Here is a 24,123-nt window from a genome sequence, read left to right on the forward strand (position 1 = left end):
GCACCGACGTGACGATCTCCGAGGTACCTACCCAGCGGCTGCCCGCCGAAGGCGAGGTTGGCCTTATCGACATCGGCTCGCTGCGGCTGGAAAGCGGAGCGGTGATCGACGATGTCTGCATCGCCGTTCAGCGTTGGGGCACGTTGTCGCCCGCGCGGGACAACGTGGTGGTGGTGCTGCACGCGCTCACCGGCGACTCGCACATCACCGGGCCCGCCGGCCCCGGGCACCCCACCCCCGGCTGGTGGGACGGGGTTGCCGGGCCGGGGGCGCCGATCGACACCACCCGCTGGTGCGCGGTGGCCACCAACGTGCTGGGTGGTTGTCGTGGCTCCACCGGACCCAGCTCGCTTGCCCGCGACGGAAAGCCTTGGGGCTCAAGATTTCCCCTGATATCGGTGCGTGACCAGGTGGCGGCCGATATCGCGGCGCTGGCCGCGATGGGCATCACCGAGGTCGCCGCCGTCGTCGGCGGCTCCATGGGTGGCGCCCGGGCCCTGGAATGGGTCGTGGGCTACCCGGATCGGGTTCGGGCCGGGTTGCTGCTGGCGGTGGGTGCGCGCGCCACCGCCGACCAGGTGGGCACGCAAACCAGCCAGATCGCCGCGATCAAGGCCGATCCCGACTGGCAGTGCGGCGACTACTACGCGAGCGGGCGCGCACCCGACACCGGGCTGAAGATCGCCCGCCGGTTCGCGCACCTGACCTACCGCGGCGAGATCGAGCTGGACACCCGGTTTGCCAACCACGTCCAGGGCAACGAGGACCCGGCGGCCGGCGGCCGCTACGCGGTGCAGAGCTACCTGGAACATCAGGGCGAAAAGCTGTTGTCCCGGTTCGATGCCGGCAGCTACGTGATTCTCACCGAGGCGCTCAACAGCCACGACGTTGGCCGTGGCCGCGGCGGCGTCGCGGCCGCGCTGCGCGGCTGCCCGGTGCCGGTGGTGGTCGGTGGCATCACCTCCGACCGGCTCTACCCGCTGCGCTTGCAGCAGGAGCTGGCCGAGCTGTTGCCGGGCTGCGCCGGGCTGCGGGTCGTCGAGTCCATCTACGGGCATGACGGCTTCCTGGTGGAATCCGAGGCCGTTGGCGAATTGATCCGCGACACACTGGAATTGGCCGAGATCGAAGGGGCGTGCGGCCGGTGACCCGCTCCAGGCAAGACCGTTCGCTGTCGTTCGGCGCGGCCGCCGCCGCCTACGAGCGGGGCCGCCCGTCGTATCCGCCGGAGGCGATCGACTGGTTGCTGCCAGCCGGCGCGCACGACGTGCTGGACCTGGGGGCGGGCACCGGCAAGCTGACCACCCGGCTGGTCGAACGCGGGCTGAACGTGGTGGCCGTCGACCCGATTCCGGAGATGCTGGAGGTGCTGCGGGCTTCGCTGCCGGAAACCATTGCGCTGCTGGGTACCGCGGAAGAAATTCCGTTGGGGGACAACAGTGTTGATGCCGTGCTAGTCGCCCAGGCGTGGCACTGGTTCGATCCCGCCCGGGCGATCTTCGAGGTGGCTCGCGTGCTGCGACCGGGTGGGCGGCTGGGCCTGGTGTGGAACACCCGCGACGAACGGCTCGGCTGGGTGCGGGAGTTGGGTGCGATCATTGGCCGCGACGACGACAAGGTCCGCAACCAGGTGAGCCTGCCCGAGCCGTTCACCGAGGTACAACGCCATCAGGTCGAGTGGACGAATTACCTGACACCGCAAGCGCTTATCGACCTGGTGGCCTCGCGGACCTACTGCATCACCTCACCGGCTGAGGTCCGCACCAAGACCCTCGGACAGGTGCGTGAGTTGCTGGCCACCCATCCGGCGCTGGCGAATTCGATCGGTCTGGCGCTGCCATACGTCACGGTGTGCGTTCGGGCGACCCTATCCACGTAGCGGAGTTACCCGGCATCGTCGTCTTCGTCGCGATCAGCTCCTTGCGGCCAGCGGGCCGTCGCTGTATATCACCTCAATGTCGTTCGGTATCCAGTCCGGGCCGAGGGGCGAAAAATCGGCCAGGATCGGGCCTTCAACCGGGAGGCCGGGCACCGGCCATGGCTCGCTGGGTCTGGCTCCGCAGCGGCGGGTGCTATCGCGACACCGAGGGCCAGTAGCGGTGTGGCCGTTGTGAGCGTGAGGCATGGTGTTCATGGTGGTGCTTAGCCTCAAGTGATCGCTGCAGCAACGCCCCGCTGAAACGTCTGGCGAGAGATCATGGGCGGCCGTGTTCTGCGAAAGAGTGCGAAAGAGGTTGTCGTCCAATGTGTTGCAACGCAGTGTGATGCGATCGTGGTTACCGATCGATCACAACACATCGATACAGTGTGCAAACCTTTACGCCGTCGTGTTGCAAATGTGACCGCCATGCGCGAGGGTTGCTCACATCGGCTGAGTGCCCGCCAGAGCACTCCGAACGGATAGGGAGCTCACATGAAGGCATGGCGCCATCAGCCGTTAACCGTTCGTCTGCTGGCGGTGTCCGCCGGCCTGCTCACCGCGGCGGCGGCGTTCGCGGCGCCAGCCGAGGCGGGCCCCATTGACGACGCGTTCATCGCCGCACTCAACAATGCGGGCGTCAACTACGGTGACGCGGCCAACGCGGTGGCGTTGGGCCAGGCCGTCTGCCCGATACTGGCCCAGCCGGGCGGGTCGTTCAACACGGCTGCGGCAAGCGTCGTCGCCGGCACCAGCGGCATGGACCAGCAGATGGCGGAAACCTTCACCAGCATCGCGATCTCGATGTACTGCCCGCAGGTGATGGCCGACCTCGCGCGCGGCAACGTGCCGGCGCTGCCACAACTACCGGGCATCCCGGCGTTCTAGCTTTCAGCGGGTACCCAACGGGTCGATGGTCCACGCGATGTAGACCATCGCGGCGCTCACCGTTGCCATGGTCAAGAAGTCGGTCCCCTTGCTGCGCACCACCAGCAGGCCGGCCCGGTCGTCGGACAACACCAACCGCAGCACCGACGCCGCCCCCACGCCGATGCCGATCAGCAGCGCACCGCGGCGCCAGTAATTGGCCCCCGCCAGCACGAACGCCGCCGCGAAAAGCAGCCCGACGAGCAGGATCGGCCATTGGGCGCGCCCGGCGCGCCCGAAACGGGCCCACACCGTCATCGCCGCTCGGCCCGCTCGACGACGTTGGTCAACAGGAATGCCCGGGTCAGTGGGCCCACGCCACCGGGATTCGGCGACACGTGACCGGCGACCTCCCACACCTCGGGATGCACGTCGCCGACCAGCCCGCTCTCGGTGCGGCTGACGCCGACGTCGACGACCGCGGCACCGGGGCGCACCATGTCGGCCGTCAGCAGCCGCGGCACCCCGACGGCGGCCACGATGATGTCCGCCTGCTTGGTCAGCGCGGGCAGGTCGCGGGTTGCGGTGTGGCACAACGTCACGGTGGCGTTCTCCGAGCGGCGGGTGAGCAACAGCCCCAACGGCCGGCCCACCGTCACGCCGCGGCCGATGACCACCACATGCGCGCCGGCGATCTCGACGTCATAGCGCCGCAGCAGGTGCACGATGCCGCGCGGGGTACACGGCAGCGGTGCCGGGGTGTTGAGCACCAGCCGGCCCAGGTTGGTGGGGTGCAGCCCGTCGGCGTCCTTGTCCGGGTCGACCCGCTCCAGCGCCGCGTTCTCATCCAGATGCTTGGGCAGCGGCAACTGGACGATGTAACCGGTGCAGCCGGGGTTGGCGTTGAGTTCGTCGATGGTCTCGTTCAGTGTGGCTTGGCTGGTGTCGGCGGGCAGGTCGCGGCGGATCGACGTGATGCCCACCTTGGCGCAGTCGGCGTGCTTGCCGCGGACGTAGGCCTGTGACCCGGGGTCGTCGCCGACCAGGATGGTGCCCAGCCCGGGCGCGCGGCCCGACGCGGTCAATGCGGCCACCCGTTGGGTCAGGTCGACGAGGATCTCGTCGCGGGTGGCCTTGCCGTCCAGGGTGATCGCGCCCACGCCAGACAGTCTGGCATGCCCGCCGCGTAGGCTCCTGGCATGGCAGCCGAGACAGCGCCTCGGGCGGCGCCCGCCCCGGACGTCTTCAGCCCGGCCAGACTCGGCCCGCTGACGCTGCGCAACCGCGTCATCAAGGCCGCGACATTCGAGGCGCGCACACCCGACGCGCTGGTCACCGACGACCTGATCGACTACCACCGACAGCCCGCCGCCGGCGGGGTCGGCATGACGACCGTCGCCTATTGCGCGGTCTCCCCCGGCGGCCGCACCGGCGGCGGGCAAATCTGGATGCGCCCGGAAGTGGTGCCGGGGCTGCGTCGGCTCACCGAAGCGATTCACGCCGAGGGCGCGGCGGTGAGCGCCCAGATCGGCCACGCCGGCCCGGTCGCCGACGCCCGCTCCAACCAGGCCACCGCTGTCGCGCCGGTGCGGTTCTTCAATCCGATCGCGATGCGGTTCGCCAAGAAGGCGACCCGCGACGATATCGACGACGTGCTGGCCGCGCACGCCAACGCCGCCCGGCTGGCCGTCGACGCCGGCTTCGACGCCGTCGAAATCCATTTGGGCCACAACTATTTGGCGAGCGCGTTTTTGTCTCCGCTGCTCAACCGGCGCGACGACGAGTTCGGCGGATCGCTGCAGAACCGAGCGAAGGTGGCCCGCGGGGTCGTGCTGGCCGTCCGCCGCGCCGTTGGCCAGCGGATCGCGGTCACCGCCAAACTCAACATGGCCGACGGCATCCGCGGCGGCATCACCGTCGAGGAAGCGCTGACCACCGCCAGGTGGTTGCAGGACGATGGCGGGCTGGACGCGATCGAGCTGACCGCGGGCAGTTCGCTGGTCAACCCGATGTACCTGTTCCGCGGCGACGCGCCGGTCAAGGAGTTCGCCGGCGCCCTGAAACCGCCGATGCGCTGGGGGGTGCGGATGATGGGCCACAAGTTCTTGCGCGAGTACCCCTACCGCGATGCCTATCTGTTGCGCGAGGCTCGGCTGTTTCGCGCCGAGTTGTCGATCCCGTTGATATTGCTGGGCGGCATCACCAACCGCGAGACCATGGATCTGGCGATGGCCGAGGGGTTCGAGTTCGTCGCCATGGCCCGGGCGCTGTTGGCCGAGCCCGACCTGATCAACCGGATCGCGGCCGACGGCGACCGGCATACCGTGAAATCGGCTTGCACACACTGCAATCGGTGCATGCCCACCATCTACCGCCGCACGCACTGCGTGGTCACCGGAGCGCCGGGCCGAGCCCGATGACGATGACGCAGATCGTTTCATGCGATCGGTTTTGATCGGCAACAATCGTTGGACGGCTCCTGTCGCCGGTCGTCAGCATGAAGCCATGAATCGGGCAACGCGTGCGGCTGCCGCCGGATATCGACGATGTGACCAGAGACGACCGATGAGCGCGCGGAATGCAATGTGGCCCACCCGATTTAATCAGAGCCAAAGGTATCTTCGTCGTGTGGTTGTCGCGTCCATGGCCGGCACCGTCGTCGAGTGGTACGAATTCTCCCTGTACGGCACCGCGGCTACGCTGGTGTTCAGCAAGGTGTTCTTCGCGCCCGACGGCAACGACCTCGACGACGTCGCCGCCGCCTTCCTGACCTACGCTGTCGGCTTTTTCGCTCGCCCGCTCGGCGGCATCGTGTTCGGCCAACTCGGGGACCGGTACGGACGCAAGATACTGCTGCAGCTCAGCCTCCTGCTGGTGGGCGTTGCCACCATTCTCATGGGATGTCTGCCGACCTTCGCTCAAATCGGGTACGCTGCCCCGGCACTGCTGGTGGCGTTGCGGTTCATTCAGGGCTTCGCCATCGGCGGCGAGTGGGGCGGCGCGGTCCTGCTCGTCGCCGAGCACAGCCCTACCGCTAGCCGTAGCTTCTGGACGAGCTGGCCGCAGGCCGGCGTGCCCGGCGGGAACCTCCTGGCCACGGTGGCCCTGCTGATACTCACGTCGACGCTGCCGGATCGGGCGTTCCTGAGCTGGGGCTGGCGCGTGGCCTTCTGGTTGTCGGCGATTTTCGTTCTGATCGGCTATTACATACGCACCAAGGTCAACGACGCACCGATCTTCGTCGAAGCTCAACATCAAGCCCAGCACGCCGCAGCCGCCTCGGTCGGTCTGGTCGAAGCGTTAAAGCGATATCCACGCGGCGTTTTCACCGGTATGGGTTTGCGTTTCGCGGAGAACACAATGTACTTCCTGGTGGTCACCTTCGCCATCACGTATCTCACAGTCCAGGTGCACGCCAGCACGGTGGCGATCCTGTGGTGGCTGCTCACCGCGCACGTCGTGCACCTCGCGGTCATCCCGGTGGCCGGGCATCTGGCAGACCGATTCGGCAGGTGCCCAATCTATCTCGTCGGCGTAGTCACCGCCGGCACCTGGGGTTTCGTCGCGTTTCCGATGATGAACAGCGGACGCAACGCGATCATCATGTCGGCCTTCATCATTGGCCTGCTATTCCATGGCCTGATGTTTGCGCCCCTGCCGGCGGTCATGGCGGAGATGTTTCCCACCCGGATACGCTATTCCGCAGTGTCGCTGAGTTACCAGGTCACCTCGATCGTCAGTGGATCGGTCGCACCGATCATCGCCGTCCGCTTGCTGGAAAAATACCAATCCTGGGTGCCCATCGCCTGGTATCTGGCGGCCACCGCCGTCGTGAGCACACTGGCCGCGCTGTCCGCCCGCGAGACCAAGGGCGTGGATCTGACCGCGATCGACTTCGCCGATGCCCAAAGCCAGTCGGCCCCACGTCAATCGCTCCGCCCGCTTTCCGGTGCCTGTTCAGCGCTAACGCGCCCCGAGCATGTCGCGCAGCGCCTCGTCGACCGTTGATCGCACCGCCGGGTCGATGTCGGCACGGCTGCGAACGAACACCGAGATGCGGTGAGCCGCGGGCAGTCCTTCGGCTGGTTGCACACCGGCCGGCAGCTGGCCGAGCGTCAACACCAGCGCGACCCCTAGGCCTGAGCCGACCGCGGCGTATAGCCCTGCCAGATTGGCACATTCGGCGACGACCTGATAGGACACACCCGCTTTGTCGAGCGCCGCGAACGTCGGCTCGCGGAAGACGCACGGCTCGGCGAAGACCACCAGCGGCAGCGGTTGGCCGACGGGTGCCAGGAAGGTTTGGGATGCCAGCCACGACAGCTCAACGACTCCCGATGGGTTGGCGCGATCCAGCCCGGATCCGTCGAGCATGATCACCAGGTCGAGCAGCCCACGCTCGATCGAATCCGCAAGCGACACATTGCGGTCCAGCCGGAAACGCACCCGCCGGTCGGGCAGCCGTTCGTTGAGGGCGGCGGTTAGCCCTGGGATCAGCACGTCGGCGCCGTGCTCGGTGGCGCCGATGGCCAGCGTCTGCTCATCGGTGGTGCCAAGCTCCGCCAAGGCGTCGTCGTGGGCGGCCAGGATGGCGCGCGCGTGCCGCAGCGTGCGGTGGCCGAGTTCGGTGAACACCAGCCCGCGCCCCGACTTCGCTACCACCGGTCCGCCGATGGCCTGCTCGACCCTGCGCAGGTGCTGGCTGACGGTGGACTGGGTCAGGTGCAGGGCCGCCGCGGCACGGTGCACACCGCCGTAATCGGCCACCGCCACCATGCTGCGTAACGGAATGATGTCCAGCACGTGCGTCACGCCAACATGGCAGCACAACCCATTCGGAAAAGCAATCAATCACGTGACCGCCCAATCGCTCACCTGCGGCGCGACCGCGGATAACCGATCGGTGGTTACGATCAAGTCTGATCGACGACAATCGTTGGACGGCTCCGGGTGCTCTTCGTCAGCATGGAGCCGTGAGCCAGCAACGCGTGCCACTGCGAACCGGAGCGACGCCCATGGCGCGCGGACTCGCGCTGGGGATTGCCGTCTGGCTTTGCCTGACCTCGGTTGCGACGGCCGCTCCTGCCCCGGCGGATACCCCCACCAATTTCCTGCCCAATCCATATCGCACGATCGCGAATTGGGGTGAGCTGCCGGATGGCCGGACATGGGGGACGACAAGCGCGGTGGCGATCGGGCCCGACGGCGCGACGGTGTGGGTCGCCGAGCGCTGCGGAGAAACCCGTACGCCCGATCAGATCGCGCTCGGCGCACCCTTCGCCTGCGCCGGTTCGACGCTGGATCCGATCCTGAAGTTCGACACCAACGGAAAGCTGCTGGGAAGCTTCGGCGCTGGGATGATCGTGTTTCCGCACGCCATCCACGTCGACCGGGACGGCAACGTGTGGGTCGCCGACGGGCTCGGCTACGGCGGCAAAGGACAGCAGGTCTTGAAATTCAGTCCAGCCGGCCAGCTGCTGCTGGCCCTGGGCAAGGCGGGCACGCCGGGCGGCGGCGAGGACGAATTCAACTCACCCTCCGCCGTGGTGACCGCACCGAACGGCGACATCTTCGTTGCCGACGGACACGGCGGAAACACCAATGCGCGCATCGTGAAGTTCGACAAGACCGGCAAGTTCATCAAGCAGTGGGGCCACAAGGGATCCGGCCCCGGCGAATTCGACACGCCGCACACGATCGCGATGGATTCGGCCGGAAGGCTGTTCGTCGGCGACCGCAATAACAACCGCATTCAGATCTTCGATCAGGACGGGCAATTCCTCAACGTGTGGACGCAGTTCAGCCGGCCCAGTGGCATCTATATCAACAACGGGATCATCTATGTCACCGACTCCGAGTCGGAGTCGCTGGCCACTGACCACAACGGCTGGAAACGTGGCATCCGCATCGGCAGCGTTGCCGACGGCTCGGTATGGGCGTTGATCCCAGACCCGATCGACTACGCGACCAACACCAGCGGAGCCGAGGGGCTCGCCGTGGACGCGGCCGGCAACATCTTCGGCGCCGAGGTCGGTCAACATCGGATGATGAAGTACGTGCGGGAGTCGCCGCCGTGATCATCACCGGAGGCGACCACGCAAGCCGTCCCGAACACCCCCCACACACCGGCAAAACAGGCTGCGCGCCAACGGGTTCCACAGTTACGCCAGCAAATGGCAACGTCGTGGTCTCGGCGGGTTACCTGCACAAGATCATCGCCGAGGTTCTCACGGCATACGGGGCGCTCGAAGGCGATGCCCATGTTCAGGCCCGAAACCTCGTCGAAGGAGATCTTCGCGGCCAGCACTCCCACGGCATCCAGCGGCTGGGGGTTCTCGTGGGCCGGATCCGCAATGGCGTACTCACGCCTCGGGCTGCGCCCCGGCAGGAATGGCAGACCGGGGCAGTGCTACGAGTCGACGGCGACCGGGGTTTCGGGCCGGTGGTGGCGTTCTCCGCGGTGCAAGCGATCATCGACAGGGCGGAGACCACCGGGGTTGCGCTGGCAGCCATCGGCAACGCCAACCACCTGGGCATACTGGCGCCCTACGTGGAGAAGATGGCGGCGGCTGGCATGGTCGGAATCGCCCTCACCACAAGCGAAGCGCTGGTGCACGCCTGGGGCGGGGCCGCCGCGATGGTCGGAACGAACCCGATCGCCATCGCGGCGCCTACCGGACCGGGCAGCGAGCCCGTCGTGCTCGACATGTCAACCGGCTCGGTGTCGATGGGCAAGATCCTGTCGTATGCCCAACGCGGCGAACCGATCCCACTCGGATGGGCCGTCGGGCCCTCGGGCGAACCCACCACGGACGCGGGCCTGGCCGCACGCGCCGGAGCGATCTCACCGTTCGGCGGTGCGAAGGGTTACGCGCTCGGCATCACCGTCGGGGCCGTGGTAGCGGCGGTCACCGGAACCGCGTTGGGACGCGACATCCGCGGCACCCTCGACGAGACGTCGCACTGCAACAAGGGCGACCTCCTCATCTGCATCTCCCCGCACGTCCTTGGATCATCGCACCTGCTGCCCGCCATCGGCACCTACCTCAACCAGGTACGCGCCTCCGCAGTCGGCGCCGACCCGGTGACGGTGCCAGGAGATCGGGCCAGGGCGTGCCGGCAGCACCGCCTCAGGAACGGGATCCCGCTACACCCCAACGTGTGGACCACCGCGCTGAGAATCCATGAGCAAGGAAGAAACCATCGCAATGACCGCTCCCGCTAACTGCCCCACGGCCACGACACCCGGGTTCGGACTGCTGCGCGCCCCCCGCGAAGTCGTTTTTGGGCCCGGCGCCCGGCACGCGCTGGGCCGCGTGCTTTCCGGAGTGGGAAGCCGGGCGTTTGTGTGCTCCGATCCGATCATCGCCACGAATCCCGCTTTCGCCGAAGCCATCTCGGGGATTTCCACCCGCGGCGTGCAGGTGACGGTGTACACAGCCACCCAACCCGAACTGCCCCTCACCAGCGTCGCCTCCGCGGCCGCTACCGCGCGCGCCGTCGATCCGGACGTCATCGTGGGGTTCGGCGGCGGCAGCGCCCTCGACCTTGCCAAACTGGTGTCACTCGCGTTGGCCAGCGACGCGCCGCTGTCGGACTTCTACGGCGAAAACCTGGTCCGTTCAAGGGTTCTGCCGGTAGTGGCGGTACCCACCACCGCGGGCACAGGTTCCGAGGTGACCCCGGTCGCCGTGGTCGCCGACCCGTCGAGAAGCCTGAAGGTCGGCATCTCCAGCCCAGAGCTCGTCCCCGTCGCCGCCATCGTCGACCCGGAATTGGCCCTCACCTGCCCCGCCAGGGTGACTGCATTCGCCGGAATCGACGCGTTGACGCACGCCATCGAGTCCTATTCGGCGCGCACACCCGCGCTCGACCTGTCGCATACGCTTCCGGTCTTCGTTGGAGCAAACCGGCTCAGCGCGCCCCTGGGTTTGGAGGCGGCGGCCGCACTCGGGCCCAGCATCGTCAGGGCGGTCACGGACGGTTCGGATATTCGCGCCCGCACCGACATGGCCTACGGGTCGATGCTGGCCGGGCTGGCGTTCGCGACCGCGGGAACGCACCTTTCCCACGCCATTCAATACCCGGTGGGCGAGGCCACCCGCACCCCGCATGGCCTGGGCGTGGGGTTGCTGCTGCCGTACGTCATGGAGGCGTGCCTGCCCGCCGCCGCCGCACAGTTCGCCCGCGTCGGTGAGGCAATGGGGGTGACCGAGACCGGCGCGGGCACCGACGACGCCGCGGCCGCGACCATCCGGTTCGTGGTCGAGCTGCGGCGCCGCATCGGCATCCCGCACACCCTGGCCAAGATCGGACTCAGCCGCCGGGAGCTGCCCCACATCATCGAGCTGGCGTCGACGGTCGGCCGGCTGGTCAACAACGCTCCCGGTGCGGATCCCCGGGAACTGATCGCTCCCATCGTCGAACGCGCGTGGGCCGGCAACAGCGACATCTTCTCCGCTCATGACGGAATAGCAAGAGGAGACCCCGCATGACCACGTTCGAGGACGCCGCGCGCCATACGGCTGTGCTGGAATCCAGAGCCATCCCGGACACGCTGTTCACCGAGCTGTATATCGGCGGGCGATGGCGCCCGGCGGAGCTCGACGAAAGAATCGAGGTCCGCAATCCCGCCGACGGGTCGCTGATCGCCGCGGTGGCCAACGCCACCGTGACCGACTGTGCGGCCGCCGTTGCCGCCGCCGCCGATGCGGCCGAGTCCTGGGCGGTGACGCCGCCACGGCACCGCTCGGAGATACTGCGCTCCGCTTGGGAGATCATGGTTGCCGAACGGGAAAGCCTGGCGGCGCTGATCACCGCCGAAAACGGCAAATCATATGCGGACGCGGAAGCCGAAATCGACTATGCCGCGGACTTTTTCCGATGGTTCGCCGAGGAGGCCGTCCGCATCGGTGGTGACTACCGGCTGTCACCTCAAGGCGACAAACGGATTCTGGTCAGCCGTGAACCCATCGGGGTGGCAGTCCTGGTGACGCCGTGGAACTTTCCCGCGGCGATGGCCACCCGCAAGCTCGGCCCCGCTCTGGCGGCAGGCTGCACCGCAATTCTCAAGCCGGCGATACAGACCCCGCTCACCGCGGGAGCGATCGTCGACATTCTTGCCCGCGCCGGTGTCCCGGCGGGAGTGGTCAACTACGTCACCCCACGGCCCGCGGGGGCCGCCGTCAGGGCGATGTTGCACCACCCGGCGGTGCGCAAGCTGTCGTTCACCGGGTCCACCGAGGTCGGCAGACTCCTGCTGCACGAAGCCGCCGATAACATCGTGAGCGCGTCGCTGGAACTCGGCGGAAACGCCCCGTTTCTGGTGCTCGAGTCGGCCGACGTCGGCGCGGCCGTCGCGGGCGCGATGGTGGCCAAGATGCGCAACGGTGGCTGCGCCTGCACCGCGGCCAACCGGTTCTACGTCCATCGTTCGCTCGCCGACGCGTTCACCCAGGGCTTGGTCGAGGCCATGCGCGACACCACCATGGGTCCCGGCCTCGTTGCCGGTAACGCGCTCGGCGCGCTGATCTCCGACGCCGAGCGCGACAAGGTCGCGGCCATCGTGGCCCGCGCGGTCGACGAAGGGGCCGTTGCCGTTGTTGGTGGGCAGAAACCGTCGGGACCGGGCGCGTTCTACCCGCCGACCGTGCTCACCGGCGTGCGCCCGGACGCCGCCATCACCCAGACCGAGATCTTCGGGCCGGTGGCTCCGATCATCGTCGTCGACGACGAGGACGAGGCCGTCGCCTGGGCCAACCGCACCGAGATGGGCCTGGTCGGCTATGTCTACGGCGACACAGCCAGCGCGATGCGGGTCGCGCACCGCCTGCAGGTCGGCATGGTCGCCGTCAACAAGGGTGTGCTGAGCGATCCGGCCGCGCCATTCGGTGGCGTCAAACAAAGCGGGCTCGGCAGGGAGGGCGGCTCGGCGGGAATCGAAGAGTACCTGGAGCAGAAGTACATCGCCGTCGACTTGTGATCCATCCGGGCGACTGCGTGGCGACTGCGCCCGTTACGGCCCGCTGCCGATGTAGAGCAGGCCGGACAGTCTCTGGCCGACGTTGAAAAAGCCCGAGTTGAACGCGGCGGTGACCAGGCCGAGCGTGCCGGTGTTGAACACCCCCGACATGCCGGCGCCGCGGTTGAGGATGCCGGAGAGCTCGGTGCCGAAGTTGGCGAAACCGGAGGCCGACCCGAGCATCGGATCCGACATCGCGTTGAGCCAGCCCGACAGGCCCGCACCGGAGTTCCAGAAGCCCGAACCGCCGCCACCGCCGGTGTTGAAGAAGCCCGACGACGGTGTGGTGGTCGAGTTCCCGAAGCCCGGGGTCCCGCCGAAGCCGAAGATCGGGATGTGGATCGGGCCGATGGTGGTGCTGCCGTGCAGCTCCAGCGCGATGCGGTCGATGACGACCGTGGGGATGTCGAAGGCCGGGGTGCCGCCGGACAACGCCAGACCCAGCGGGAGCGTGGGGATCAGGGTGCCGCCCGGGATGGTGAAGCCCGGGATGGTCAGCGACAGCGGCAGGCCGATGTGGATGGGTCCGGTGGGGATGGTGAATCCGGGAAGGGTCACCGTCGTGGGGTTGAGGGCGATGGGTCCCACGGTGAATGGTTGAAGCAGGGAAACCTCTCCCCCGGGCGTGCCGTCGGGTCCGACCGCGGCCGGTGAAAAGCTGGGTCTGACCTTGAACCCCGAGCTGCTTCCGGCCGTCATCCTGATCTCCGAGATGGCAGCATCCACCGAAAAGCCAGGGATGGTGAGCGTGATGGGGTCGACGGTGATCGGGCCGACGTCGAAGGTGGGGGCGATGCCCAGGTGGATTGAGGGGATGGGGATGTCGGGGATGGTGATCGGCCCGATGGCGCCGATCGCGGCGAAGCCCAACGGGATGGACGGGATGTGGATGGGCGGAACGATGGTGGCGGGGCCGATGCCGCCGGTGACGTCGGCGCCCACCGCGGGGAACAGCGGAATGGCGTACCCGACGGAGAAGCCGGCCAGGCCCTCGTAATTGCCCCGCCACAAGATGCCGTTGCTGAAGTTGCCGGCGATGAGGGCGCCGGTGTTCACATTGCCCGCGTTCGCCACGCCGGTGTTGGCGTTGCCGGTGTTGAACCAGCCGGTGTTGATGCTGCCCGGGTTGCCGTCACCGGTGTTGGTGTTGCCCGCGTTGAAGCTGCCGGTGTTGTGATGGCCGGCATTCGCGATGCCGGTGTTGAAGCCGCCGGCGTTGACCAACCCGGTGCTGGCCACCCCGGAGTTGCCGATACCGGTGTTGTAGCTGCCCGAGTTGAACAACCCGAAGTTGCCGGTCCCGGTGTTGAAGAACCCGACGTTGCCGGTGCCGGAGTTGAACAACCCGACATTGCCGGTGCCGGAGTTCAACCCGCCGATCCCGGTCTGGTTGTCGCCGGTGAGCCCGATCCCGAGGTTGTTGGTGCCGGTGTTGGCCAAACCGACATTGCCGATACCCATGTTGGCCAAACCGAAATTGTTGCTGCCGGCGTTGGCGAACCCGATGTTGCCCAGGCCCGCCAGGCCCGCCGCCAGACCCGAATTCCCGAACCCGAAGTTGGCATTGCCGATATTGCCGAACCCGAGGTTGCCGCCGCCGATGTTGCCCAAGCCCAGGTTGAGATCGCCAATGTTGGCCGCGCCCAGGTTGAACTCCCCGACGTTGCCGAAGCCGGCGTTGTGGTTGCCGACGTTGGCCAACCCGATGTTGAGAACGGTCACGGGGTTGACCGCGGACCCGCCCGACAGCAACCCCGACAGTTGCTGGCCGACGTTGCCCACACCCGACACCAACGCCGGCGTCCCAAGCGGCAGCGTGCTGGTGTTGTAGATCCCCGACAGCCCCGAGCCGAGGTTGAGCACGCCGGAGCTCAGCGTGCCGGCGTTGGCAATACCCGAACCCGCACCCGCCAACGCGGTGTGCGCCTGGTTCCACCAGCCCGACATGTTCGCGCCGAAGTTGCCGAAGCCCGATCCCCCGCCCGCGCCGGTGTTGAAGAAGCCCGACGACGGGGTGGTGGTGGTGTTTCCAAAACCCGGGGTGGGCGGGATGTTGATCAGCGGGATGTTGCTGGCGATGACGTAGAGTTCGCCGTCGGCGTTCGCCGGGATCTCCGGGAACGTGATCGCCGGAATGGTGGCGCCCGGGGTGCCGACGAACACATCGAGGTTCAGCAGCGAGTTCGCCGGGAACGTCAACCCACCGGGGAAGAGGGTGATCGCGTCGATGCTGCCCGGCACCTGGAAACCCACCGGGATCTGGTGAAGAGTGAGCGCCGGGGTGTTGAACGCCTGGGTGGCCGCATTGAAGACGGCGTGCACCGGGCCGGTCGTGCTGAGCGTCGGGATTCCCGAGGTGATATTTCCGCTGGGGAAGAGGTCGCCGAAGCTGTAGCTTCTGCCGACCGCGTACCACGTTGGGCCGATCAGACCGGATGAAGTCCACACTATGAAGGGTTCTGTCTCGCTGCTCGCCCCGACCGACGCGGCCATATCAAGGACCGCCCGTGCGGCGTTCAGGGCGGGAATGGCGACGGAGGGAACCGCGATGGGGCCGAAGCCGACGCTTCCGGTGACGTTCGGCTGGAGCGCGGGAATGTCGATTTGCGGGATGGTGAAGGCGCCCATCGCGACGTTGCCGGTCAGGTGCGCGTTGATCGCCGGGACCGGAATGGGCGGGACGATTACCGGGCCGAAGGCCCCGGTGAAATGCGCGTCCAGAATGGTGATCCGGGGAACGTCGAGGCCGTAGGTGTAGCTGACTAGGCCTTCGTAGTTGCCCCGCCACAGGATGCCGTTGCTGAAGTTGCCCGACATGAGCGCGCCGGTGTCGACGTTGCCCGCGTTCGCGATGCCGGTATTGGAGTTACCGGTGTTGAACCAGCCGGTATTGATGCTGCCCGGGTTGAAGTCGCCGGTATTGGTGTCACCGGCGTTGAAGCTGCCCGTGTTGTAACTGCCGGCATTCGCCAGACCCGTGTTGAAACCACCGGCATTGAAAAGCCCAGTGCTGCCCGTTCCGCTATTGCCGACGCCGGTGTTGAAGCTACCGGAGTTGAACAACCCCCAGTTGCCGGTCCCGGAGTTGAAGAACCCGACGTTGCCGGTGCCGGAGTTGAACAACCCCAGGTTGCCCGCACCGGAGTTCAGGCCACCGAACCCGGTCTGGTTGTCCCCGGTCAGCCCGATCCCGAGGTTGTTGGTGCCGGTGTTGCCGAACCCGATGTTGCCCACACCCATGTTGGCCAGGCCGACGTTGTTGCTGCCCGCGTTGCCCAACCCGATATTGCCGATCCCCGGCAGCGCCCCCAGGCCCGAGTTGGCGAACCCGACGTTCCCGTGGCCGATATTGCCGAACCCGACGTTGCCGTTCCCGACATTGCCCAACCCCAGGTTGAGGTCGCCGATGTTGGCCGCGCCCAGGTTGAGGTTCCCGACGTTGCCCAACCCGAGGTTGTAGTTGCCGACATCGGCCAACCCGACATTGAGGATGAGGCTCTGATTCAGCACCGTCCCGCTCGCCAACACCCCCGACAGCTGCTGGCCGACGTTGCCCAGGCCCGACACCAACGCCGGGGTGCCCAAGCCCAGGATGCTGGTGTTGTACAGCCCCGATATGCCCGAGCCGAAGTTCAGCACACCCGAGTGCAGCGTGCCGGCGTTGAGGACGCCCGAGCCTGCCCCCAGCACCGCGGTGTGCGCCTGGTTCCACCAGCCGGAGCTGCCGGCACCGAAGTTGCCGAAACCCGACACCCCGCCCGCGCCGGAGTTGAAGAAACCCGACGACGGGGTGGCGGTCGCGTTCCCGAAGCCGGACGTCGGCGGAACGATGATGATCGGAACGCTGCTGTCCGGCACGCTGATGTTGAGGGCCAGGCTCAGTGGCAGCGGATCGATCGTGAAACCACCCGGGAATATCGTGATCGGATCCAGCACACCGGACGCATCGATGGTCAACGGAATCGCATTTTGCGGGATGTTGAGGCCGCCGGGGAACAGGGTGAAGGCCGGAAGACCGCCCGACACATCGATCTTGAGCGGGATAGGCGAAGTCATGATCGTTGGGATGGTGACGGCCGCGAAAGTGATTGCGAGGCTGCCGGTGCTTCCGCTGCTGGGACCGGTATGGATCAAGATGCCCTGAGTGGGTGCGGTGACAAAGCCACCACTCATTCCGGTTGAGTTGGACGCCCCAATTATCCAGTTGTCGCCGAGCGCATTCACGAAGAGCAACGGAAGTCTGAACGGCGGCGGGGCGGGGGCCGGGGGCGTGTTGAGCGGAATCGTGTAGGTCTGGCCGCCGATCGTCATGCCCGGCAGGAAGACGATGGGCGGGATGACCGTCGATTCGTGGATGTCCAGCGGTATTGCGGGAACGTCGATTTGCGGGATGGTGAAGGGGCCGATGTTGACGAGTTCGTGGATGTCGAACAGCGACATGCCGGGGATATCGATCTGATCGATGTGGATGGGACCGAGGTTGACGGTTTCGTTGATGTCCACCAGGGTGCTGCCGGTGATTTCGATGCTGTAGGAGAAGCCGAACAGCCCGTGGTGATCACCGGTCCACAGCGCGCCGTTGTTGAAGCTGCCGGAGTTGAACGCGCCGGTGTTGACATTGCCCGTGTTGAACAGGCCGGTGTTGGTGTGGCCGGCGTTGAACCAGCCGGTGTTGACATTGCCCGGGTTGAAGCCGCCGGTGTTGGTGTTGCCCGCGTTGACGCTGCCGGTGTTGTAGCTTCCGGCATTGGCCAGACCCGTGTTGAAACTCCCGGCATTGAAAAGCCCGGTACTGCCCGTTCCGCTGTTACCGATGCCGGTGTTGTAGCTGCCCGAGTTGAACAACCCCCAGTTTCCGGTCCCGGTGTTGAAGAACCCGATGTTGCCGGTGCCGGAGTTGAACAACCCCAGGTTGCCGGCACCGGAGTTCAGGCCGCCGAACCCGGTCTGGTTGTCGCCGGTCAGCCCGATCCCGAGGTTGTTGGTGCCGGTGTTGCCGAACCCGACATTGCCCAGGCCCATGTTGCCGAAGCCGACGTTGTTGCTGCCGGCGTTGCCCAACCCGATGTTGCCGATCCCCGGCAGCGCCCCCAGGCCCGAGTTGCCGAACCCGACATTGCCGTGGCCGAGGTTGCCGAACCCGACGTTGCCGTCCCCGAGGTTGCCCAACCCCAGGTTCTGCCCGCCGAGGTTGCCACCGCCGAGGTTGAGGTTGCCGACGTTGCCCGCGCCCAGGTTGACGTCGCCGACGTTGGCGAAGCCGAGGTTGTAGCTGCCGACGTTGCCCAGGTTGACGATGTTCAGCGGATTCAGGTGCCGCAGCTCGGCGATCGCCGCGTCGATGATGCTCGGCTGCCCGGAGCCGCCCGACCCGCCGCTGGTCAGCATCGCCAGCAGGCCATCGATGGACACCCCCGACACGTGGTTGCCCAGGTTGCCGAAACCCGAGATCACCGCCGGCGCGGAGCCCAGCGTGCTCACGTTGAACATGCCCGAGATGTCGACGCCGGAGTTCAGCACACCGGATGCCAGGCTGCCGGCATTGCCCAGGCCGGACAGCGTCCCCACCATCGGACTCGAGGCCTGGTTCAGCAAGCCGGACACCCCCGCGCCGAAGTTGGCGATGCCCGAGCCGCCACCGCCGCCGGTGTTGAAGAAGCCCGACGACGGCAGCTCGGTCGAGTTGCCAAAGCCCGGCAGCGCCGGAATGTCGATGATCGAGATGTTGATGGGTCCGGCGCTGGTGAGAACGTCGAAGTTCAGCGGAATCGGGTCGATCCTGGCGCCGGTGATGGTGACCGCCGGAATGTCGACGGACACATCGATCGGCACGACCTCCGACATCGAAATTCCGTTGATAGTGGAGGCCGGGATGTCGATCGGCGGAATGTCGATGGGTATGGATTGGCTGAACGCGATTCCCGGCAATTCGATGGCGTCGATGGTCTGCTGCAGCGGCAGGGCCAATCCGCCCAGCGTTGCCGAAGTAAGGGGTATGGCGACCTGTATCTGAACCGAGATTGTGGGATCGGGAAATTCATTTGGGAACGCGTCGTGGAGGAACTGAAGCTTGAGGTTGACGTTGAACGGATTGAGCTGGACGTTGGAGACGGTGATCGGGCCGAACCTGAATTGTCCGGTAATGCCCAGCGCGGAAAGCAGGGTGGTGGCCGGGGCAGTGAAGCCGGCGTCGGCGGCACCGTCGAAGTCGATGTGGATTGCCGGAATGGGGATGTCCGGCACGGCGAAGCCGTAGTTCGCTTGTCCCGTGATGCCCAGGTGGATGGGGGGAAGGATCGTGGTGTCCGGGATGATAATGGGGCCGATGCCGCCGGTTGAAGTCCAGTGGATCGGGAATTCGGGAATCGTGATGCCGACGTTCAGGCCGAACAGGCCCTCGAAGTTGCCTCGCCACAAGATGCCGTTGCTGTCGTTGCCGGCGATGAAGGCGCCGGTGTTGACGGTGCCCGAATTGGCGATGCCGGTGTTGGCGTTGCCGGTGTTGAACCAGCCGGTGTTGATGCTGCCCGGGTTGAAGGCACCGGTGTTGGTGTTGCCCGCGTTGAAACCGCCCGTGTTGTCATGACCGGCGTTGGCCACACCGGTGTTGAAATTGCCGGCATTGAACAACCCGGTGCTGGCCACCCCGGAGTTGCCGATCCCGGTGTTGTAGCTGCCCGAGTTGAACAACCCGAAGTTCCCGGTCCCGGAGTTGAAGAACCCGACGTTGCCGGTGCCGGAGTTGAACAGGCCGATGTTGCCGGCACCGGAGTTCAGGCCGCCAAAGCCGGTCTGGTTGTCCCCGGTCAGCCCGATACCGAGGTTGTTGGTGCCGGTGTTGCCGAACCCGATGTTGCCCAGGCCCATGTTGCCGAAGCCGACGTTATTGCCGCCGGCGTTGCCCAACCCGATGTTGCCCACACCCGCCAGGCCCGCCGCCAAACCCGAGTTCCCAAAGCCGAGGTTGCTGTTGCCGATATTGCCGAACCCGACGTTGCCGCCGCCGATGTTGCCCAACCCCAGGTTCACATCACCGATGTTGGCCGCGCCCAGGTTGACGTTCCCGATGTTGCCGAATCCGATGTTGTGGTTGCCCACATCGGCCAACCCGAGGTTGATGACAAAGCTCCGGTTCAGTGCCGTCCCCGCCGAGAACAACCCCGACAGCTGCTGGCCGGCGTTGCCGATGCCCGAGACCACCGCCGGCGTCCCCGGCGGCAACCCGCTGGTGTTGTACAGCCCCGACACCCCCGAGCCCCAGTTCAGCACACCCGAGTCCAGCGAGCCGAAGTTGGCGAAGCCCGAGCCCGCCCCGGACGCCGCGCTGTGCGCCTGGTTCCACCAACCCGACATCGCCGAACCGAAGTTGTAGAAACCCGATCCCCCACCGTCGCCGGAGTTGAAGAAGCCCGACGACGGGGTGGTGGTCGTGTTGCCAAAGCCCGGGGTCGGCGGGACGTTGATGATCGGGATCTGGATGGGACCGAACAGGACGGTGCCGTCCCAGAGCACCGGGACCGTGTCGATCTGGAAACCGTCGGGCAGCAGGGTGAACGGGTCGGTGCCGCCGGACAGGTTGGTGACACCCGCGGAGGCTTTTGGAAATGTGAGGCCACCGGGGAAGAAGGTGAAGGGGTCGTTGCCGCCGGATAGGCCCAGGTTCACCGGAGTTTGGGCGGGAATGGTCCAGCCGTTCGGGAAGAGGGTCCAGGTGGTGGTGCCTAGGCCAAGGCTTAAGGGAATTGGGTCCCCGATATTTAAGCCGCTGATCTGGGGTCCGGTGATTGACAGGTTCGATATAAAGAAGCCTATGACGGGAGGGTTGGGATTGCCGAAATTGGCGATACCGATAAACGGGTTGTTGAATTTGAAGGATCCGATGCTGAGCCCTATGCCACCGTTGAGTGGGTTAAGAGCGGTAATAGCCGAGATGGTGGTTTGACCCAGGCCCACGGATCCCAGCACGTCGATGGGGATCTTGGGAATGTGGATTTCTGGAATGGTGAAGGGGCCCAGGCCGACGCTTGCATTGGTGATGTTGAAGTGGACCCCAGGAATGGGGACGGGTGCGACGTGTAGGGGGCCGATTCCGCCGACCGCATGATAGGTGAGGGGGAATTGCTCAATAGTGAATCCGAGGTAGGCGCCGACCAGGCCCTCGAAGTTGCCCCGCCACAGGATGCCGTTGCTGTCGTTGCCCGTCATGAACGCGCCGGTGTTGACGGTGCCCGAATTGGCGATGCCGGTGTTGGCGTTGCCGATGTTGAACCAGCCGGTGTTGATGCTGCCCGGGTTGAAGGCACCGGTGTTGGTGTTGCCCGCGTTGAAGCTGCCCGTGTTGTCATGACCGGCGTTGGCCACACCGGTGTTGAAATTGCCGGCATTGAACAACCCGGTGCTGGCCACCCCGGAGTTGCCGATCCCGGTGTTGTAGCTGCCCGAGTTGAACAACCCGAAGTTCCCGGTCCCGGAGTTGAAGAACCCGACGTTGCCGGTGCCGGAGTTGAACAGGCCGATGTTGCCGGCACCGGAGTTCAGGCCGCCAAAGCCGGTCTGGTTGTCCCCGGTCAGCCCGATACCGAGGTTGTTGGTGCCGGTGTTGCCGAACCCGATGTTGCCCACACCCATGTTGCCGAAGCCGACGTTATTGCCGCCGGCGTTGCCCAACCCGATGTTGCCCACACCCGCCAGGCCCGCCGCCAAACCCGAGTTCCCAAAGCCGAGGTTGCTGTTGCCGATATTGCCGAACCCGACGTTGCCGCCGCCGATATTGCCCAACCCCAGGTTCACATCACCGATGTTGGCCGCGCCCAGGTTGACGTTCCCGATGTTGCCGAATCCGATGTTGTGGTTGCCCACATCGGCCAACCCGAGGTTGATGACAAAGCTCCGGTTCAGTGCCGTCCCCGCCGAGAACAACCCCGACAGCTGCTGGCCGGCGTTGCCGATGCCCGACACCGCCGCCGGGGTCATCAGCGCGGTGGTGTTGTACAACCCCGACACACCCGAGCCGAAGTTCAGCACACCCGAGTGCAGCGATCCGACGTTCGCATAGCCCGAACCCGCTCCCAGCACCGCGCTCTGCGTCTGGTTCCACCAGCCCGACACGCCCGAGCCCATGTTCCCGAAACCCGAGACCCCACCCGCTCCGGTGTTAAAGAAACCCGACGATGGAGCGGTGGTGGTGTTCCCGAAGCCCGGGGTCGCCGGGATATTAACGCCGTTGATCACGATGGGGCCGACCGTGACGCTGGCGCCCAGGTTCAGCGGGATGCGGTCAATCGTGATCGGCGGGGTGCTGAAGCCGTCAATCTGGCCGGATATGTCGATCGTCAACGGCAGCGGCGCAGCGGGAATGGTAAAGCCCGGGATCGTGAAGCCCGGCGTACCGATCGACGCGCTGGCCAGCAGCGCCAGCGGATTGTTGGGAATGCTGATGCCATTCGGGAAAAGCGTGATTGCCGGGGTATTCCAATTGACGGTTACCGGGAATTGTTGGTTAATTCTGGTGTCGATAGTAAGGTTACCTAATTGGAGGGTGACGTTGCCGGCAAGATCCCTAATTTCGATCCCAGAAATGTTGACGACCCCCAAGCCAAAGAAGGGGCCGACGGGGAAAGTCGTGTTGAAGTTCTGGGCCGGGAACAGGGTGACGGGCGAGATGGTGAGGGGGCCGACGCTGATGGGTATGGCGGTACCGCCACCAAGGGCGGGGATCACGATGTCCGGAACGACCAACGGGCCGAAGGTGAAGGTTTGGTGAATGTTCAGCGGGATGGTGGGCAGAATCTGGATCGGCAGCAGGGTGATGGGGCCGACGCCGCCGTTGAGCTCGAGACCAATGGGGATCGCCGGAATCGTGGATCCACCGGCGGATAAGCCCCACAGGCCTTCGTAGTCACCCCGCCACAATGCCCCGTTGCTGAAGTTGCCCGAGATGAACGCCCCGGTGTTGACGTTGCCCGAGTTCGCGATGCCGGTGTTGGTGTTGCCGGTGTTCAGCCAACCCGTGTTCACACTGCCCGGATTGAAACCACCGGTGTTGGTGCTGCCCGCGTTGAAACTACCGGTGTTGTAGCTCCCCACATTGCCCACACCCGTGTTGAAGCCACCGACATTGAACAACCCGGTACTCGCCGTCCCCGCATTACCGACACCGGTGTTGTAGCTGCCCGAGTTGAACACCCCGAAATTCCCGGTCCCCGAATTGAAGAACCCCACATTCCCGGTGCCCGAATTGAACAACCCAATGTTGGCGGTCCCCGAGTTGAGGCCTCCGAAACCGGTTTGGTTGTCCCCGGTGAGCCCGATACCAAGGTTGTTGTTGCCGGTGTTGGCCAACCCGATATTCCCCACACCCATGTTGGCCAAGCCGTAATTGCTGGCGCCGGCATTGCCGAACCCGATATTGCCCAAGCCGGCCAGGCCCGCCCCCAGACCGGAGTTGCCGAACCCGACATTCCCGTTGCCCACATTGCCGAACCCGACATTGTTGCCACCGGCATTCCCGAAACCCAGATTCTGCCCACCGACATTGCCCGCGCCCAGGTTGAACACCCCGACATTGCCCAAGCCGGCGTTGTAATTGCCGACGTTCGCCAAACCCGCATTCAGGCTCAGCACCTTCGACGGATCGGCCAACACCGCATTCACGAACGCATTGGCACCACCCAGCAGGTTCTGCAGCGGCGGCCCGAACCCCGGCAACGCCGCCGCCGCCGCCGACGCGCCGCCGTGGTAGCCGGCCATCGCCGCCACATCGGCGGCCCACATCAGCTCGTACTCGGCCTCGGCGGCCGCGATCGCCGGCGTGTTCTGCCCCAACACATTCGACACCGCCAACGACAGCAGCCGCGCCCGGTTGGCCGCCACCAGCGCCGGATCCACCGTCGCCGCCAACGCCGCCTCAAAGACCCCCACCACCACCCGCGCCTGCCCGGCCACCTCCGCCGCCGCGGCCGCCACCGAACCCAACCACCCCGCATACGGCGCCGCCGCGGCCGCCATCGCCGCCGCCCCCACCACCAACCCCGACGTCACCGACTCAAACGACGCCGCCGCCGCCCCCAGCTCGGCGGCCAGCCCGTCCCAGGCCGCCGCCGCCGCCAACCACGGCCCCGAGCCCGCGCCGCCATACATCAACACGGAATTGATCTCAGGGGGCAAGACCTGAAAATTCACCACCCCACCTCTCTTGACGTATGTCATCGTCTCACTACCAATCGGCGCGTGCAGGCGAATTGACGTGCTCGCAAGCAAGCTCCTACCGACACCGCGTAGCCGCCCCGGAGGCCCGACTAGCTCGCCGTCGATGTAC

At 66.2% G+C, this 24,123-nt stretch carries 13 protein-coding genes; 9 read left to right on the forward strand and 4 right to left on the reverse strand.

The window, feature by feature from the left end:
- Positions 1–8: 8 nt before the first annotated feature.
- The 3 genes from metX to G6N20_RS12800 all read left to right on the forward strand — a co-directional run bounded on the left by metX (position 9) and on the right by G6N20_RS12800 (position 2,806).
- Positions 9–1,148, forward strand: coding sequence for a homoserine O-acetyltransferase MetX (gene metX, locus G6N20_RS12790; protein WP_083050006.1), 1,140 nt, complete (start codon positions 9–11; stop codon positions 1,146–1,148).
- Complete coding sequence (locus G6N20_RS12795; protein ID WP_083050045.1) at positions 1,145–1,879, forward strand: class I SAM-dependent methyltransferase; 735 nt, start codon at positions 1,145–1,147, stop codon at positions 1,877–1,879. Before metX ends, G6N20_RS12795 begins: the two co-directional genes overlap by 4 nt.
- A gap of 534 nt (positions 1,880–2,413) precedes the next feature.
- Positions 2,414–2,806, forward strand: coding sequence for a DUF732 domain-containing protein (locus G6N20_RS12800; RefSeq protein WP_083050008.1), 393 nt, complete (start codon positions 2,414–2,416; stop codon positions 2,804–2,806).
- Positions 2,807–2,809: 3 nt separating this feature from the next.
- Here G6N20_RS12800 and G6N20_RS12805 read toward each other — a convergent pair whose 3' ends face one another.
- Together G6N20_RS12805 and G6N20_RS12810 are read right to left on the reverse strand one after the other, a co-directional pair.
- Positions 2,810–3,103 (reverse strand): DUF3017 domain-containing protein, encoded by a 294-nt coding sequence (locus G6N20_RS12805; RefSeq protein ID WP_083050010.1) that lies wholly within the window; start codon positions 3,101–3,103, stop codon positions 2,810–2,812.
- Complete coding sequence (locus G6N20_RS12810) at positions 3,100–3,945, reverse strand: bifunctional methylenetetrahydrofolate dehydrogenase/methenyltetrahydrofolate cyclohydrolase (RefSeq protein WP_083050013.1); 846 nt, start codon at positions 3,943–3,945, stop codon at positions 3,100–3,102. The genes G6N20_RS12805 and G6N20_RS12810 overlap by 4 nt, the downstream gene beginning before the upstream one ends.
- Before the next feature lie 39 nt (positions 3,946–3,984).
- On the opposite strand from G6N20_RS12810, the gene G6N20_RS12815 reads away from it, so the two are divergent.
- Both G6N20_RS12815 and G6N20_RS12820 read left to right on the forward strand, forming a co-directional pair.
- Positions 3,985–5,205: an NADH:flavin oxidoreductase gene (locus G6N20_RS12815; protein ID WP_083050017.1), complete on the forward strand. Its 1,221-nt coding sequence runs from the start codon at positions 3,985–3,987 to the stop codon at positions 5,203–5,205.
- Positions 5,206–5,350: 145 nt separating this feature from the next.
- Positions 5,351–6,793, forward strand: coding sequence for an MFS transporter (locus G6N20_RS12820; RefSeq protein ID WP_083050019.1), 1,443 nt, complete (start codon positions 5,351–5,353; stop codon positions 6,791–6,793).
- Here the strand turns inward: G6N20_RS12820 and G6N20_RS12825 are convergent.
- A complete protein-coding gene (locus G6N20_RS12825; RefSeq protein WP_083050048.1) occupies positions 6,749–7,561 on the reverse strand; it encodes a LysR substrate-binding domain-containing protein in 813 nt (270 codons plus the stop codon). The two genes, G6N20_RS12820 and G6N20_RS12825, sit on opposite strands and share 45 nt — an antisense overlap.
- A 197-nt stretch (positions 7,562–7,758) precedes the next feature.
- On the opposite strand from G6N20_RS12825, the gene G6N20_RS12830 reads away from it, so the two are divergent.
- The 4 genes from G6N20_RS12830 to G6N20_RS12845 all read left to right on the forward strand — a co-directional run bounded on the left by G6N20_RS12830 (position 7,759) and on the right by G6N20_RS12845 (position 12,767).
- Positions 7,759–8,862, forward strand: coding sequence for a peptidyl-alpha-hydroxyglycine alpha-amidating lyase family protein (locus tag G6N20_RS12830; RefSeq protein WP_197745478.1), 1,104 nt, complete (start codon positions 7,759–7,761; stop codon positions 8,860–8,862).
- A gap of 107 nt (positions 8,863–8,969) precedes the next feature.
- A complete protein-coding gene (locus G6N20_RS12835; protein ID WP_083050024.1) occupies positions 8,970–10,010 on the forward strand; it encodes an Ldh family oxidoreductase in 1,041 nt (346 codons plus the stop codon).
- On the forward strand, positions 9,994–11,280 hold the full coding sequence (locus G6N20_RS12840) for an iron-containing alcohol dehydrogenase (protein WP_083050027.1): 1,287 nt from the start codon (positions 9,994–9,996) through the stop codon (positions 11,278–11,280). The genes G6N20_RS12835 and G6N20_RS12840 overlap by 17 nt, the downstream gene beginning before the upstream one ends.
- Positions 11,277–12,767 (forward strand): NAD-dependent succinate-semialdehyde dehydrogenase, encoded by a 1,491-nt coding sequence (locus tag G6N20_RS12845; protein ID WP_083050030.1) that lies wholly within the window; start codon positions 11,277–11,279, stop codon positions 12,765–12,767. The genes G6N20_RS12840 and G6N20_RS12845 overlap by 4 nt, the downstream gene beginning before the upstream one ends.
- A gap of 33 nt (positions 12,768–12,800) precedes the next feature.
- On the opposite strand, the gene G6N20_RS12850 is transcribed toward G6N20_RS12845, so the two are convergent.
- Entirely contained in the window at positions 12,801–23,987 is an 11,187-nt protein-coding gene (locus G6N20_RS12850) for a PPE family protein (protein WP_163663002.1), read from the reverse strand.
- Positions 23,988–24,123 lie beyond the last annotated feature (136 nt).

Origin of the sequence: Mycobacterium shinjukuense, from assembly GCF_010730055.1 — a bacterium.
GTDB classification, from domain to species: Bacteria; Actinomycetota; Actinomycetes; order Mycobacteriales; family Mycobacteriaceae; genus Mycobacterium; species Mycobacterium shinjukuense.

Excerpts from the sequence above, each read along its gene's own strand:
- G6N20_RS12800 (WP_083050008.1), top strand. The coding sequence starts at position 2,414 with ATGAAGGCATGGCGCCATCAGCCGTTAACCGTTCGTCTGCTGGCGGTG.
- G6N20_RS12805 (WP_083050010.1), bottom strand. The coding sequence starts at position 3,103 with ATGACGGTGTGGGCCCGTTTCGGGCGCGCCGGGCGCGCCCAATGGCCG.
- G6N20_RS12815 (WP_083050017.1), top strand. The coding sequence starts at position 3,985 with ATGGCAGCCGAGACAGCGCCTCGGGCGGCGCCCGCCCCGGACGTCTTC.
- G6N20_RS12820 (WP_083050019.1), top strand. The coding sequence starts at position 5,351 with ATGAGCGCGCGGAATGCAATGTGGCCCACCCGATTTAATCAGAGCCAA.
- G6N20_RS12825 (WP_083050048.1), bottom strand. The coding sequence starts at position 7,561 with ATGGTGGCGGTGGCCGATTACGGCGGTGTGCACCGTGCCGCGGCGGCC.
- G6N20_RS12840 (WP_083050027.1), top strand. The coding sequence starts at position 9,994 with ATGACCGCTCCCGCTAACTGCCCCACGGCCACGACACCCGGGTTCGGA.
- G6N20_RS12845 (WP_083050030.1), top strand. The coding sequence starts at position 11,277 with ATGACCACGTTCGAGGACGCCGCGCGCCATACGGCTGTGCTGGAATCC.